Here is a 14,417-nt window from a genome sequence, read left to right on the forward strand (position 1 = left end):
GATGCGTATGATTTATTATATTTTTCAGGGGGGCCGCAATACGGTGCGCGTTGATGAGCGTGCTGGAAAGCGGTGACTCTCGCATGATGACCGCCGGGTGATCTGCTACGGATACGCTGTTTTATGGAAGGTGCCGTGCCATGCTTCTGATCGACGACCCCGCCATCATGGCCGAAGTGACCGCCATGTCCGACCGGTACGAGGCGGCGCTGATGGCCAATGACCTGGATGTTCTGGATGCGCTGTTTCGCAATGCGCCGGAGACGATCCGCTATGGCGTGGGTGAGGTGTTGTACGGCTTTGCCGAGATTGCGGCCTTTCGTCAGGGGCGCGTCGGCGGGTCGCCGCAGCGGCGGGTGCTGCGCCGGGTGGTGACGACCTTCGGCACGGATCTGGCGACCGTCAATCTGGAATTCCAGCGCGAGGGGGCGGCGCGCATCGGACGGCAGAGCCAGACATGGGTCCGCACCGATGAGGGGTGGAAGATTACCTGCGCGCATGTCTCGCTGATGGCGGATGGGTCCTGACGGTTCATTCGGGGCGGCGTGTGGTCGCCCGGCGGCGGTGCTCCGCGCGCCGCTCTTCCGCGCTAAAGCCGCTTTCTCACGTCTTGCGCGCCGCTCCCTATCGGAGCTTTTGAAACGGTCGCCTGGTCCTGTTCCGCGACCGGCCCGTTAAGAGGGGCGTGTGACCGGACAGCCCGAGCATCCCGCGCGGTCGGCTGATCTGTGCTGTTGTCTGCCGTCGTCGCGAGGATGCGCCTGAACCCGAGGGGTAATCCCGGCAAGCGCGGTTTGCGCGCGGATAAGGGAATGCCCGGTTTATGGACGGGCCATATCGAGAATGGACATCAGGGCACGAGGGTCACCCCCAGGCAAAAGGGTGGGACGCCCTTTGATGGCGGTTATCCATGAATGGAATTTATGGATAAATGAAATAAAATCATTTTTGCTCAATGATCCTCTCAGGCATAACAGCGTCCAATGCGTCTCGGCACTTCCGGCCTGAAAATTGCCGATTGGGAACTGTAAACACGTCAAATCCTCTACAGGTCAAAATAATGATCTGGGGGATTCTGCCAAAATGAGGTAAAACAGGAATGTCTCTCGAATTTACGTTCGCTATCAAGAAGACGAGATTTGATGACGATTACAGTCCTTCGGATGACACGCGCCTGACGACCAATTTCGCCAATCTGGCCAGAGGGGCGCATCGTCGGGAAAATCTGCAAAACGTCCTGCGGATGATCGATAGCCGTTTCAATTCTCTCGCGCACTGGGATAATCCGAACGCAGATCGCTATTCCGTTGAGATCGAGATCGTTTCCGTCGAGATGAATTTCGTTTTCAATGGTCAGAATAAGGTCTTTCCGTTAATTGAGATTCTCAATACCTCGATTATTGACAGGATTGACAATCGGCGTGTCGCTGGAATGACCGGGAACAACTTTTCTTCCTATGTCCGGGATTATGATTTCAGTGTGCTTCTGCTGAAGCACAACCGGGACCTGCCGGAATTCCGTATTCCCGACGGATTCGGTGATCTTCATGGGAATCTGTTCAAATCGTTCATATATTCGGACACTTACAGGAATAGCTTCGGCAAGATGCCCGTGATCTGTTTGAGCGTCTCCTGTAACAGGATCTATCATAAAACCGGAAATTATCATCCGGTTCTGGGTTCTGAATATGAGCAGAGAGAATTTTCCCTGACCGACCAGTATTTCGGCAAGATGGGCATGAAGGTGCGGTATTTCATGCCGCCCTATGCCGCCGCGCCGCTGGCGTTCTATTTCTTTGGCGACCTTCTGTCGGATTATTCCAATCTGGAACTGATCAGCACGATCAGCACGATGGAGTGTTTCCAGAAGGTTTACCGGCCTGAAATCTACAATGCCAATGCTCCGGCGGCCGCACGTTATCAGCCGAGCCTGAACCATCAGGATTATTCGTTGACCCGCATTGTGTACGATCGCGAGGAACGCAGCAGGCTCGCTGTCGCGCAGGGCAAGTTTACCGAAGAACGCTTTATCGAGCCGTATCAGGATAGTCTTGAGCAGTGGTCTGCTCGTTTTCCTGTCTGATCAATCAAACATACCAAGGCCGCAACCATGAAGACATTACTCCCGACCTCGACCGCCGGAAGCCTGCCCAAGCCGTCCTGGCTTGCGAAACCGGAAACACTCTGGTCCCCCTGGAAATTGCACGGTGAAGAACTGAAGGAAGGCAAGCAGGATGCGCTGCGTCTGACGCTGGACAATCAGGATCGTGCCGGCATCGATATCGTCAGCGACGGCGAACAGACGCGGCAGCATTTCGTCACGACCTTCATCGAGCATCTCAGTGGCGTCGATTTCGAGAATCGACAGACCGTCAGAATCCGTAATCGTTATGACGCGAGTGTGCCTTCCGTCGTGGGGGCTGTGACGCGTGAAAAGCCGGTGTTTGTCGAGGATGCCCGGTTTCTGCGCACGCTCACGAAAAAGCGGATCAAATGGGCTCTGCCCGGCCCGATGACCATGATCGATACGCTGCATGACGCGCATTATAAAAGCCGCGAAAAGCTGGCCTGGGAATTTGCCGGGATTCTTAACCAGGAAGCCAGGGAACTGGAGGCTGCTGGTGTCGATATCATTCAGTTCGATGAGCCTGCGTTCAACGTTTTCTTTGACGAAGTGAATGACTGGGGCATTGCGACGCTGGAAAAGGCGATCGAAGGGCTGAAATGCGAAACGGCCGTTCATATCTGCTACGGGTATGGCATCCAGGCGAATATCGACTGGAAAAATGCCCTGGGTGCGGAGTGGAGGCAGTATGAAGAGATCTTCCCTAAACTCCAGAGATCGAACATCGACCTGATCTCGCTGGAATGCCAGAATTCGCGCGTTCCGATGGATCTTATCGAACTCATTCGCGGTAAGAAGGTGATGGTCGGTGCCATTGATGTGGCAACCAACACCGTCGAGACACCGGAGGAGGTCGCCAGCACGCTGCGAAAGGCCCTTCAGTTCGTTGATGCGGACAAGCTTTATCCGTCGACCAATTGCGGCATGGCGCCTCTGTCCCGGCATGTTGCCACGGGAAAGCTGAATGCTCTGGGGGCGGGGGCGGAAATCGTTCGGAAAGAACTGTCGGTCTGAGCGTCGGGGTTTTTCGAGTGTGAGGATGATGCGCCCGTGAGTCTGGCGCGGCCTGGAGACCGGGGCCGTCTCCACGCGCTCTGATTGCCGAAGATCGGGATTTTCGGCAATATGCGGATGTTCTGGATGCCGTTCAGCGCGACCAGGGCAGAATGCAGCATGGGCAGCCAAACGGGTTTTCGTCGTGGGAAGCGTTGTCCTTCTGGTCGTCACAGATCAGGAGGATTTCGCCCTGCTTATGCCGGCTTCCGTCCGTCTGGGGTGATGCGTCCGTTACAATGTCGGCGGGAGACTGCGTGCTTTGCGGCTTGTCAGTCATTGTTGTCCGTTCCGTAATAGAGTTTGCCGATTTCAATGGCCGGCCGGCCCGTGTTGCGGCGATGCAGGTTGGTGTCCCTCAGCGAATAGGCGCAGCCGCAATATTCCTGCTGGTAGAACTGCTCCTGTTTGCTGATCTCGATCATGCGCGCGGCACCTCCGCCCTTGCGCCAGTTGAAGTCCCAGTAGGATAGCCCGTCATAGGGGGAGACGGCGCGTTGCCCGCAATCATTGATTTGCGCCATGTTTTTCCATCGTGAAATGCCGAGCGAACTGGTCATGACGGGGAAAGCATGTTCGTGCGCGTAAAGCGCCGTGCGCTCGAAACGCATGTCGAAGCACATGGTGCAGCGTATGCCGCGTTCCGGCTCCCATTCCATGCCTTTGGCGCGGGCGAACCAGTTGTCGCGGTCATAGTCGGCGTCGATGAAGGGAACATTGTGCTTTTCCGCAAAGCGGATGTTCTCATCCTTGCGGAGACGATATTCCCGTTCCGGATGAATGTTCGGATTGTAGAAGAAGATCGTATAATCAATGCCGGACGCCGACATCGCCTCCATCACCTCGCCGGAACAGGGTGCGCAGCAGGAATGGAGCAGCACCTTCCTGTGTCCATCGGGTGGTGTGAGCAGGGGGCGGGAGCGTTCCGTCATGGGTAATTTCCTTGCGTTGCGGTTTCTTGTCGTTAAACCGGATATGGGCGCTGGCGGCGGTTCGGTGTGCACGACCCTTCAGGATCGCTCTCGCGCATCAGAGCGCATTCCCGGTCAGGCTTTCGGCCGGTGCGGAGAGTTCCGTCGGGCGGAGCCCAAGAATATGCGCGATGGCGAAGGGCAGGTCAGCATGATTCAATGTCGAGAGATGAAATTCGTTGATTCCATTGGCCTGCAAGGCCCGCACCTGCTCCACAGCCACGACGCTGGCGACGATACGACGAAGGTCTGGAGTTTTCGCGGTGTCTTCAAACAGGTGTGTCAGCCAGGCTGGGACCGTCACGCCACAGAGCGCCGAGAAACGCGCCACCTGATCGTAGTTTGAAACGGGCATGATGCCCGGCACGATCGGTGCGGTGATGCCGGCCGCCATGCATCGGTCGAGGAAACGCAGGCAGGTTTCAGCGTCAAAGAAATACTGGGTGATGGCGCGTGTCGCCCCGGCATCGAGCTTGCGCTTGAGATTGTCGAGATCGAACGCTGGGCTTGGGGCCGCGGGATGGGTCTCGGGGTAGGCGGCGACGGAGATTTCGAAATCCGCGATGCGGCGCAGGCCGGTTACGAGGTCGCTGGCGTGGGTGTACCCGCCGGGATGCGGGGTGTAATCAGCCGCGCCTGCTGGCGGATCGCCCCGCAATGCCACGATGTGTCTGACACCGGCTTGCCAGTAGCTGTGGGCGATTTCGTCGATTTCCTCGCGGCTTGCACCGACGCAGGTCAGGTGAGCGGCGGGTACGAGATCGGTCTCCCGCTTCAGGCGCAGCACTGTCGCGCGGGTGCTGGCCCGTGGGCTTCCGCCAGCGCCGCAGGTGACGGAGACAAAACGCGGCGAAAGCGGCGCAAGGCGCCGGATGCATTGCCACAGGCGGTGTGCCTGCGCGTCGGTTCTCGGGGGGACAAATTCGAAAGAGAGAGCAGGGGGCGGCATGTCGAGAGCATGAGGGGAGAACGCGCCTGGGAGGGCTTGGGCTGGCCGGTGTTTCACGGTGTTGTTCATCTCGACGATATGAAAATATGAGAGTGGGCCGGGGACTATTCGTCAGAATCGGGCTGAATTGCCGAAACCGTCGCAAGCGATGCCAGAGAAGTCCTGCCGACGGGCGGAGGCATGGCCATCATTGAGATCCGGATATGCCGATGTGTGGTCTCAGATAAGGGTTTTCGCCAATATATATAAATGATAATTGTTTATGATTGTATGAATTTGGTGCATATTTCCTGGTAAGACATGGCCATTCTTGAACGTAACCATCTGATGATCATACAGGAAGTCGCCAGGGAGGGGTCGCTTACGGCGGCGGGGGCGCGGCTGAATCTGACCCAGCCCGCGCTCAGCCATGCGGTTCGCAAGATCGAGATCCAGCTTGGCGTGAAGATTTGGCGGCGTGAAGGGCGGTCTCTGGTTCTGACGCAGGCCGGTCAGTGGTTGCTCTCGCTCGCCAACCGGTTGCTGCCGCAGTTCTCGCTGGCTGAAGAGCGGCTGGAACAGTTTGCCAATGGCGAACGGGGCACCTTGAAGATCGGGATGGAGTGTCATCCCTGCTATCAATGGCTGCTTAACGTCGTCTCGCCTTATCTCGAACGCTGGCCGAAGGTGGATGTCGATGTGCGCCAGAAGTTTCAGTTTGGCGGGATCGGGGCTCTTCTGGGCAATGAGATCGACATTCTTGTGACGCCTGATCCGCTTTATAAACCGGGCCTGGTTTTTACGCCGGTTTTTGATTATGAACTCGTGCTTGTCGTCGGAAGTACCCATCGGCTGTGTGACGTTAAATGTATCACGCCTGAACAACTGGCGGACGAGACGCTTATTACCTACCCTGTTCCTGCGGAGAGGCTGGATATCTATACCCAGTTTCTTCAGCCTGCCGGGATCGCGCCACGCCAGCAGAAGCACATCGAGACGACGGACATCATGCTGGTGATGGTCGCGCATGGTCGCGGCGTTGCGGTTCTGCCTCGGTGGCTGGTGGAGGAATATGCATCACGCTTTGATCTGCGGGCCATAAGGATCGGCAAAAACGGCATTGCGAAGCAGATTTTCCTTGGCCGCCGTGAGGCAGATGAGGATCTGCAATATCTCACCGATTTCATAAGTTTTGCCGCTGATCCCCAGGGATGAGGCGCCTGGGGACGAGGCGGTGCGTCTGGCCTGTTCCGTTCGGAAGATGAATATCCGTTTCTGGCGAGGTCTTTGAACGGATCAAAGTCTTTTTGCTTCTTTTTCTTCAGAAAAAGAAGAAGAGACGACCCGGTGACGCACGACTTCGCCGACCAGGATCAGCGCCGGGCTGCCGATGTTGCTGGCGCGGGCGAGGTGGGGCAGGGTGTCCAGCGTGCCGGTGAGCACGCGCTGGTCGGGCCGGGTGCCGCGTTCGATGATCGCGGCGGGCCAGTCGGGCGGCAGGCCATGGCGGACGAGCATCGCGCAGAGGTCGGGCAGGGCGTTGACGCCCATATAGATGGCGATGGTCTGGCCGCTGCCGGCCATGCGCGCCCACGGCAGGTCCAGCGTGCCGTCCTTGCGGGCGTGGCCAGTGACGAACAGGCAGGATTGCGCGCAGTCGCGGTGGGTGAGCGGAATGCCGGCATAGGCGGCGCAACCGCTGGCCGCCGTGATGCCAGGCACGACCTGGAAAGGGATGCCGGCTTGCATCAGGGCCTCGATTTCCTCGCCGCCCCGGCCGAAGATGAACGGGTCGCCGCCCTTCAGCCGCAGCACGCGCTCGCCCATGCGGGCGCGGCGGATCAGTTCGGCGTTGATCTGCTCCTGCGGCATGGTGTGGCGGTCGCGCTGCTTGCCGACGAAAACCCGCGTGGCGTCGCGCCGCACGCGGTCCAGCAGGTCGGGGGGGAGAAGCTGGTCGTAGAGCACGGAATCGGCATTCTGCATCAGGTGCAATGCGCGCAGCGTCAGCAGGTCCGGGTCGCCGGGGCCGGCGCCGACCAGCCAGACCTCGCCGGTGACGGGGGTGTCGTCCAGCAGGTGGTCGAGGATCTGGCGGGCGGTTTCGGTGTTGCCGCGCTGGGCGGCCTCGGCCCCTCTGCCGTCCAGGAAGGCTTCCCACACGCGGCGGCGGCGGTCGATGTCGGGGCAGCGTGTGACGACGTGGGCGCGGGCGTCGCGCAGGAAGCGGGCCAGGCCGTCCAGCCCGGCGGGCATGACGGCCTCGATACGCTCGCGCAGGCGGCGGGCGAGGACCGGGGCGGCGCCGCCGGTTGAAATCGCGATCCGTACCGGGCCGCGATGGATCTGGGCGGGGGTGATGAAGCTGGACGGCGTGGGGTCGTCGACCGCGCAGACCGGGATGTTCAGCGCGTCGGCGCGGGCCGCGACGGCGCGGTTGACGGTGCGGTCGTCGGTTGCCGCGTAGACCAGCCGGCAGCCGGGGAGCAGGGTGTCGAGCTGGTCGGGGTGGGCTTCGGCGGGGATATGGTGGATGTCTCCCGCGTCGCGCAGGGCCGTCAGCGCGTCGTCGAGCGTGGGGGCCAGCACCTCGACCCGCGCGGCGTGGGCCAGCAGCAGGCGGATCTTGTTGAGCGCGATCCCGCCGCCGCCGACCACCAGCACCCTGGCGTCGCGCAGGCGCAGGGCGATGGGGAACCAGCCGGGTTCGTTCGGTGCGCTCATGGCGTGTGTCCTGTGGGCTGTTCGGCTGAAGGAGGCGTGCGGCGTGTCGGCTTCGTCTTGCCCATGCTGCTGTGCCCGGTGGTGCGCTGCCGCATCGTTTTGCCCCGTCGTGCCCGTGCCTTGCGTGGTCGTTCGGGAACTGGTGCCTTCAATCCCCGATGATGGCAAGGTCGGGGCCCGGTGGGCCGACGACAAGGGCGGGGGGAGCCCGTCTGGACATGCACGCCGGTAAGTGGGAGCGACCCGCCGGGGTGGTCCCGCCTGTGGGCTCCGCACGTGCCGCTTTATCGGATGGGCGATGCGGAGCGTGGTTCGCTGATGGCGGACGATGTGCTCCGGGCATGGTCTGTGCTGGCTGCGCCGCGTGTGAGCGTGGCGGAATGCCCATGCGAACCATGAATCGCTACTGCCATATCGCTACAGCCATCAGGCGGTTGCCCGAAAGGGCTGCGTCAGTCGGTCTTCTGGCCCGTGCCGGTGACGCGCCACACGGTGTTGCCGACATCGTCGGCGACCAGGAGGGCGCCGGATTTGTCCAGCGCCAGGCCGACCGGGCGGCCGTGGGTGTGGGCTTCGTCCTGCGTCAGGAAGCCGGTCAGCACGTCGCGGGGGGCGCCGTCGGGGTGGCCGTCGGCGAAGGGGACGTAGATGACGCGGTAGCCGCTCTTGGGCTTGCGGTTCCATGAGCCGTGCTGCGCGACGAACAGGCCGCTGCGCCAGGCCTCGGGCAGGCTGCTGTTCTGCGAGAAGGCGATGCCGAGCGAGGCCGTGTGCGGGCCGAGCGCGTAGTCGGGGGCGATGGCGCTGGCCACCAGGTCGGGCCGCTGCGGCTTGACGCGGACATCGACATGCTGGCCGTAATAGCTGTAGGGCCAGCCGTAGAACGCGCCCTCCTTCACCGCCGTGATGTAGTCGGGCACCAGGTCGCTGCCGATTTCGTCGCGTTCGTTCACCGCGACCCACAGGGCGCCGGTCTGGGGCTCCCACGCCAGCCCGTTGGGGTTGCGCAGGCCGGTGGCGTAGGGGGTGAGCTTGCCGGTGGCGATGTCGAACCGGTCGATCCGGGCGCGGCCTTCCTCGACCTCCATGCCGTTGTCGGCCACGTTGCTGTTGGAGCCGACCGTGACATAGAGAGTGCTGCCGTCCGGGCTGGCCAGGATGTTCTTGGTCCAGTGGTGGTTGTAGCCGGCCGGGAGGTCCACGGCTTTCTCGCCCGGTGCGTCGATGTGGGTTTCGCCCTCGTGATAGGGGAAGCGGACCAGCGCGTTGGCGTTGGCCACGTAGAGCGTGTCGCCGACCAGCGCCATGCCGAAGGGCGAGTAGAGGTGGTCGAGGAACACGCTGCGCTGGTCGGCGATGCCGTCGCCGTCGGTATCGCGCAGCAGGATGATGCGGTCGGGGCTTTTTCCGCCCGCGCCGACCTGGCCCATGACCAGGCCGGCGATGCGGTTCTTCACCGTCTTGATGTCGGTGCCTGGGGACTCGGATTCCGCCACCAGGATATCTCCGTTGGGCAGCTTGTACAGCCAGCGGGGGTGGTCCAGGCCGGTGGCGAAGGCATGCACCGCCAGCCCCGCCGCCGGGGTCGGGGCCTGCGTGCCCTGCCAGCCGATGGGGGTGGCGATGTTGACCGTGGGCATGAAGGTGGGGTTGGGCGGCGGCAAGGCGGGGTGGGGGCCGGTTCCGGCCGCGACCGTCTGCCGGGCTTCCTCGGGCGAGACGACCGCGCGGTAGCCGGCTGCCACCAGGAGCGCGGTGACGCCGGTGGTCGCGACGAGAAGTCTGATCTGGGAACGGGTCATGAGGGCGGCCTTGCATTCTGTGGCTCCGTGAACGGTAAGCGGAGCCGGTCGGAATGAAAAGCGCGGATCGCCAGGTGGTTGCGGAGGGATGGTCTGGATGGCGCCTGATGGCGTGCATCTTGCCTGTTCATCCCCCGGTGCCATATGTCTGGAATGGCTGTGTTTAATGTTGGCTGGGCATGCGGAGCCGGGGGGATGGAGTCGGATTTTTATTGAAAATCCGGAAATATCACCAGTTATAAGTCAGGTTTCCGTAAATTTTTCGCCCCTGGCCCAGATAGCAGGAATAGGTGCCGCCGCAGGACGTGATGTAATATTTGTTCGTGAGGTTCGATATTGCAACCTGGGCACGAAGACCTTTCAGCATGGGTATGCCCTGGCCGAAATCGTAATGGGCGCCGATATCAAACAGAACACGATCGGGTATCTTGAAGCTGTTTACGGCATCGGAATAGGTGGAGCCGACATATCTCAAACCGCCATTGATGCCGAAGCCTCTGAACACTTTGCCTGGTAGCGTGTAATCGGCGAAGGCTGAAACCATGTTTCTGGGCACGGATTGTATGTATTTTCCTTTTTGCGATACCAGCGCACCCTTTGTGCCGTCAGCGAAATTCTGTTTGCTGGAATCGTTTGTGTCGAGATATGTGGCGTTGTCGTATGTATAGGACGCGACAAGTTTCAGGTCGTGGGTGACGTTGGCGTTGGCGGAGAGTTCGAAACCTTCCGATCGCACGCGGCCGGCATCGGCGGAGTAATTCGTGTGGACGGGGTCGGTGACCAGATAATGGTCCTCGTCGATGTGGAAGGCTGCGGCGGTGAGCATGACATTGTGGTCTGGTGTCTGGTATTTCAGCCCGGCTTCAAGCTGTTTGCCGGTCAGGGGATCGAACAGTTTTCCGTCCCATCCTCTGCCCGAACCACCGAGCGACTGGGGGACGAAGGATGTCGAATAGCTGAAATAGGGCGTCAGGCCGAAATCGAAGGTATAGGTCAGGCCCGCGCGCCATGTGAAGGCGTTCTGGGGGCGTGGGACGGCATTGCTTGAACTGGTGACGGTGCTTTGGTGGCTTGCGTTCTTATTGTTCCAGTATTGTGTCGTGCCGTGATAATTGACCCAGTCCTGCCGGCCGCCCAGTGTGATGCTGAGGCGTTTGTATTTGATCTGGTCCTGGAAATAGACGCCTTCCTGAAAGAGGGTGGTGTTGCTGTGGTATCCGCCGTTGAGGCATTGCGGCGATCGTGGGTTCATGCAGGGGATATAATCGCTGACGGGGTTGTAGACATTGACGATGGTTTCTTCGTCGACGCCCGGATATCCATTGCTGCCAGGGGTATCATCCCAATGGTTCCCGCCGTTGCTTGTGTATTGCCGGAAGTCTGAGCCAACGATCCATGTGTTCTTTACGTTTATGATATCGAATTTTCCACCGATGCGGCTGTCCAGCCCGATCGTCGAATCGACAGATTGTGCGTTATAGGCGCCGCGTGACAGAAGTTCGGAATCGATCATTCCGCCGCCGCTCGACAGATATTTGTCGTTGGTTCGGGATTGTTCCCAACGCAGCGTCTGACTGAACTGGATGGAGCGGTTGAAATCATGCCGGAACTGGTATTCGAACATCGCGTCTTTCGCGCCTGATGTATTCCAGCCTGCATCGCCGAAAAAGCGACTGCGCGGAATCCGTCCGAGTCCCTGCGTGTTCAGCAGCACGGAGGGAGGGAGCTGTATGTTGTTTGTTCCTGTTCCGGGCGTATAGAGGTAGCTGCCGACAAGGGTGAGCGATGTCCTGGGGTCGATATCCCAGGCGATGGATGGCAGGACGCCCACGCGATGATAATCGATATGGTTTGTCTGCGTGCCCTGCGTGACGCCGATTGCGGCGATGCGATAGCGCACGTTGCCCGATCGGGTCACCTTGTCGCTGACATCGAGGGTTGCCTCGTATCGCCCCCAGTTGCCGAAGCCCACCGATACCTGACGCAGGGGGGTATCCGTGGGTTTTTTGAGACTCATGCCGATCATGCCGCCCGGTGTCGTCTGGCCGTACATGACGGATGCCGGGCCGTTGAACACTTCGACACGATCGAGAAAGGCGGTTTCGGCCGCGCTGTCGGAATATGAACGGATGCCGTCGACGAACTGGGATGTTGTGAAGCCGCGTTGGAGAATGCCGCCGTTATTATTGTCCGTTGCCGCGCCGTTGGTATAGCCGCCCAGGACTTCGGTCGAGATGCCCGGTGCGTAGCGCAGGGCTTCCATGACGTTCTGGGGTTGCTGGTCGATCATCTGCTGTTTGGTGATGACGTAGATGGAGTTGGGGATTTCGGTCAGAGGGGTGTCGGTTTTCGTTCCTGCCAGGGTGTTTTCGGCCACGTAGCCGATGCCGGGCCCGGTTGGGTTCTGATGGGTGGTGGCGCCGCCGACGCGGACGGGGCCGAGCGTGATGTTGGAGGACGAGGCGTTCTGGACGACGATCGTGTCGGTGCCTGCGGAGCGGAACGACAGACCTGACGACGAGAGAAGACGTTGCAGGGCGGCTTCGCGGCTCATGGTGCCGGAGAGCGCGGGGGCGGTTTTTCCCGCAATCAGCGCGGGTGCGTAGGTGACCTGGATGCCGGCCTGTCGGCCGAAGGCGGCGAGGGCCTGGCCGAGCGGTAGCGCCGGGATCGCGTAGGCGCGGCCGGTGGCCTTGGACGCAGTCTGGGAAGGGGATGTGCCGGCCGGGAGGGGGAGGCCGTCCGTACCGCGCGGGGTGGCCTGGGCGGTTGTGACGGCGAGGATCATGGCGGAAGAGGCGGCCAGCAAGGCGACGCGGTTTTGCCTCGGAGGCGCGAGGTGAGTCGGCGAAGGAAGCGGGCGGACTGGCGGGCGGTGGTCCATGGGGCGTCATGTCTCCAATATGCAAATGCATCGCATTTGAATGAAGGACGGGGACGCTGTTCGTTTTTTAAGGGCGACGGTGCGAAGATTTTTCCGGTTTGTGTTTCGGGGGTCTGTCTCCGGGTTTTGTTCCGGGGCTGGTCATCGGGGTTTTCGAGGTACGCGGGTTATCGGTCGGTGGGCGTGCGTGCCGTCGTGGCCAGGAGGATCCGGTGGCCGATTGCGCGCACATGGCCGCCTGCGGGGAGGATCGCGGCGCGGAGGGCGGCGGGGATATTGTGCAGGTCGTACACCCCGCCGACATGCCGGGAGCGGAGCGTGCCGCCCCATGTCACGATGAAGCCGGGGTAATAGCGCCGGAGCGTTTCGATGACGTTATCGGCCGTGTCGTCGGCCACGACCAGGGTGCCTGTGGTCCAGGAACCGATCGTGTCGGGGGCGACCTGGCCCTGCGTCAGAGTGCCGGTGGCGCGGTTCAGCCGGATTTCGTCCCCGCTGCCGAGGCGCGTTTCCGGGCTGTTCGGTGCGGTGGAGACGCCGACCGTGCCATCCTGGACGCCGACGCGGATTTCCGCGCGGTCCATGCGGATATCGAAGCGCGTACCGATGTCGCGCGCGCGCAGGGTGCCGGCATGGACCGTGAAGGGGCGGTGCGCGTCGTGCCGGACCTGGAAGAAAGCCTCGCCGGCCAGCAGGGTCACGTCCCGGCCCTGCGGGCGCTCATGCACCGCGATGGCCGATTTCGCGCCCAGCGTGATGAGGCTGCCGTCGGCGAGGGTGATGGTGCGGTCCTGCCCCGTGGGGGCGGTGTAATCGGCCCGCAGGGCGATTTGCATATCCGGGAGGACGAACAGGCCCGGGACACAGGCGGCCACGGCCAGGGAAAGGGCTGCGCGTCGGCGGCGCCGAGTGGCGCGCGGGGATGGGTGCCGGCGCCTGCCGGGCGGCGTGACGGTGGGGGATCTGGTGGCCGGCGGCGCTTCGGCCACGGGAAGGGCGAGCAGGGCCGGGCTGAGGGCGCCGGTGAGTTGCCAGACGCGGAGCGCCCTGGCCCAGGCCTGGGCATGGGCGGGCGCATCGCCATGCCAGGCGGCGAATGCGCGGCGTGTGGCGGGGTCGTCCGGGTCTTCGGTCAGACGGATGACCCACATGTTGGCCTCCGTGGTCGGCCCGTCGTTCTGGTCGGAAGGGGTGTCTGTCATAGGGACCACGAGCGGTTCGCTATCCGATGGGTTTGCGGCGGGCGGGCTGCCGTCTTGTCAGGGAGACGGGGAGCGCGGGCGTTTTTCAAGGTGTGCGGTTCAGTTTTCGGCTGCGGTGTCATCGAGCGCCTGCTGGCATGCGGCCATCGCATCGTTGATCAACTGCGCGGCCCGGACGATCGAGATGTCCAGGGTTTCGGCGATCTCGCGCAGTTTGCAGCCGCCGAGGCGCTTCATCTCGAAGGCCAGCCGGGTGCGGGCGGGAAGCGTGGCGAGGGCGCGCTCGACGATGGCCAGTGCCTCGCGGCTTTCGGCGTGAGATTCGGGGGAAAGGGGATCGGCGAGCAGGCCCTGGATGGCGCTGTTGCAGATATCCTCTTCGTTGCGGACCCGCCCGAAACGCAGGCGGTCGATGGCAAGGCGCCGGATGGCCTGCAACAGGTAGGGCAGGGGGTGCTGGATCGCGATGCCCTGCCTCTGCGCCGTGGTGACCTTGAGGAAGGCGTCCTGCACGATATCCTCGGCGCGGGCGCGGCAGCCGACGATGGCGGCGGCGACCTCGACGAACCGGGCGCGGTGGCTGAGATAGACATCCACGATCTGTTGTGACTCTTCCACCGCTCCATGCTTTCTGGCGTCTTGTGACCCGCTGGGGGTTTCCCGATGATTCCGGGGGCCGGGGTGGATTTCGTGTATTGCGAGTTTTTCTTAACTGCAACTGCTATTCG

Annotated in this window: 11 protein-coding genes; 4 read left to right on the plus strand and 7 right to left on the minus strand. The window is 61.7% G+C overall.

The genetic code is table 11. The features are described 5' to 3' along the window. Window positions 1–140: 140 nt before the first annotated feature. From hpxZ to HLH25_RS11360, 3 genes are all read left to right on the plus strand, one after another. Window positions 141–527: an oxalurate catabolism protein HpxZ gene (gene hpxZ, locus HLH25_RS11350; RefSeq protein ID WP_182974172.1), complete on the plus strand. Its 387-nt coding sequence runs from the start codon at window positions 141–143 to the stop codon at window positions 525–527. Between the two features lie 572 nt (window positions 528–1,099). Further along, the gene (locus HLH25_RS11355; RefSeq protein ID WP_182974173.1) at window positions 1,100–2,083 is read left to right on the plus strand and encodes a DUF1852 domain-containing protein; all 984 of its coding nucleotides are present in this window, start codon (window positions 1,100–1,102) and stop codon (window positions 2,081–2,083) included. A 27-nt stretch (window positions 2,084–2,110) separates the two neighbouring features. Further along, complete coding sequence (locus tag HLH25_RS11360) at window positions 2,111–3,139, plus strand: methionine synthase (protein ID WP_182974174.1); 1,029 nt, start codon at window positions 2,111–2,113, stop codon at window positions 3,137–3,139. Window positions 3,140–3,450: 311 nt separating this feature from the next. Here HLH25_RS11360 and HLH25_RS11370 read toward each other — a convergent pair whose 3' ends face one another. Both HLH25_RS11370 and metF read right to left on the minus strand, forming a co-directional pair. Continuing rightward, window positions 3,451–4,110 (minus strand): epoxyqueuosine reductase QueH, encoded by a 660-nt coding sequence (locus tag HLH25_RS11370; RefSeq protein WP_182974176.1) that lies wholly within the window; start codon window positions 4,108–4,110, stop codon window positions 3,451–3,453. Window positions 4,111–4,207: 97 nt separating this feature from the next. Beyond that, window positions 4,208–5,098, minus strand: a complete 891-nt coding sequence (gene metF, locus HLH25_RS11375) for a methylenetetrahydrofolate reductase [NAD(P)H] (protein WP_246402096.1) — start codon at window positions 5,096–5,098, stop codon at window positions 4,208–4,210. Window positions 5,099–5,398: 300 nt separating this feature from the next. Between metF and HLH25_RS11380 the strand changes: the two genes are divergently transcribed. Next, a complete protein-coding gene (locus tag HLH25_RS11380; protein WP_182974178.1) occupies window positions 5,399–6,292 on the plus strand; it encodes a LysR family transcriptional regulator in 894 nt (297 codons plus the stop codon). Window positions 6,293–6,373: 81 nt separating this feature from the next. On the opposite strand, the gene cysG is transcribed toward HLH25_RS11380, so the two are convergent. The 5 genes from cysG to HLH25_RS11405 all read right to left on the minus strand — a co-directional run bounded on the left by cysG (window position 6,374) and on the right by HLH25_RS11405 (window position 14,307). Next, window positions 6,374–7,801 (minus strand): siroheme synthase CysG, encoded by a 1,428-nt coding sequence (gene cysG, locus HLH25_RS11385; protein WP_182974179.1) that lies wholly within the window; start codon window positions 7,799–7,801, stop codon window positions 6,374–6,376. 452 nt (window positions 7,802–8,253) lie between these two features. Further along, entirely contained in the window at window positions 8,254–9,603 is a 1,350-nt protein-coding gene (locus tag HLH25_RS11390) for a PQQ-dependent sugar dehydrogenase (protein WP_182974180.1), read from the minus strand. 229 nt (window positions 9,604–9,832) lie between these two features. After that, complete coding sequence (locus HLH25_RS11395; protein ID WP_246402052.1) at window positions 9,833–12,412, minus strand: TonB-dependent siderophore receptor; 2,580 nt, start codon at window positions 12,410–12,412, stop codon at window positions 9,833–9,835. 242 nt (window positions 12,413–12,654) lie between these two features. Beyond that, window positions 12,655–13,689 (minus strand): FecR family protein, encoded by a 1,035-nt coding sequence (locus HLH25_RS11400; RefSeq protein WP_182974181.1) that lies wholly within the window; start codon window positions 13,687–13,689, stop codon window positions 12,655–12,657. A gap of 99 nt (window positions 13,690–13,788) precedes the next feature. After that, window positions 13,789–14,307 (minus strand): sigma-70 family RNA polymerase sigma factor, encoded by a 519-nt coding sequence (locus HLH25_RS11405; RefSeq protein WP_182974182.1) that lies wholly within the window; start codon window positions 14,305–14,307, stop codon window positions 13,789–13,791. Window positions 14,308–14,417 lie beyond the last annotated feature (110 nt).

The organism is Gluconacetobacter dulcium (assembly GCF_014174165.1).
Lineage (GTDB): Bacteria > Pseudomonadota > Alphaproteobacteria > Acetobacterales > Acetobacteraceae > Gluconacetobacter > Gluconacetobacter dulcium.

Excerpts from the sequence above, each read along its gene's own strand:
- hpxZ (WP_182974172.1), top strand. The coding sequence starts at position 141 with ATGCTTCTGATCGACGACCCCGCCATCATGGCCGAAGTGACCGCCATG.
- HLH25_RS11355 (WP_182974173.1), top strand. The coding sequence starts at position 1,100 with ATGTCTCTCGAATTTACGTTCGCTATCAAGAAGACGAGATTTGATGAC.
- HLH25_RS11360 (WP_182974174.1), top strand. The coding sequence starts at position 2,111 with ATGAAGACATTACTCCCGACCTCGACCGCCGGAAGCCTGCCCAAGCCG.
- HLH25_RS11370 (WP_182974176.1), bottom strand. The coding sequence starts at position 4,110 with ATGACGGAACGCTCCCGCCCCCTGCTCACACCACCCGATGGACACAGG.
- metF (WP_246402096.1), bottom strand. The coding sequence starts at position 5,098 with ATGCCGCCCCCTGCTCTCTCTTTCGAATTTGTCCCCCCGAGAACCGAC.
- HLH25_RS11380 (WP_182974178.1), top strand. The coding sequence starts at position 5,399 with ATGGCCATTCTTGAACGTAACCATCTGATGATCATACAGGAAGTCGCC.
- cysG (WP_182974179.1), bottom strand. The coding sequence starts at position 7,801 with ATGAGCGCACCGAACGAACCCGGCTGGTTCCCCATCGCCCTGCGCCTG.
- HLH25_RS11390 (WP_182974180.1), bottom strand. The coding sequence starts at position 9,603 with ATGACCCGTTCCCAGATCAGACTTCTCGTCGCGACCACCGGCGTCACC.
- HLH25_RS11400 (WP_182974181.1), bottom strand. The coding sequence starts at position 13,689 with ATGACAGACACCCCTTCCGACCAGAACGACGGGCCGACCACGGAGGCC.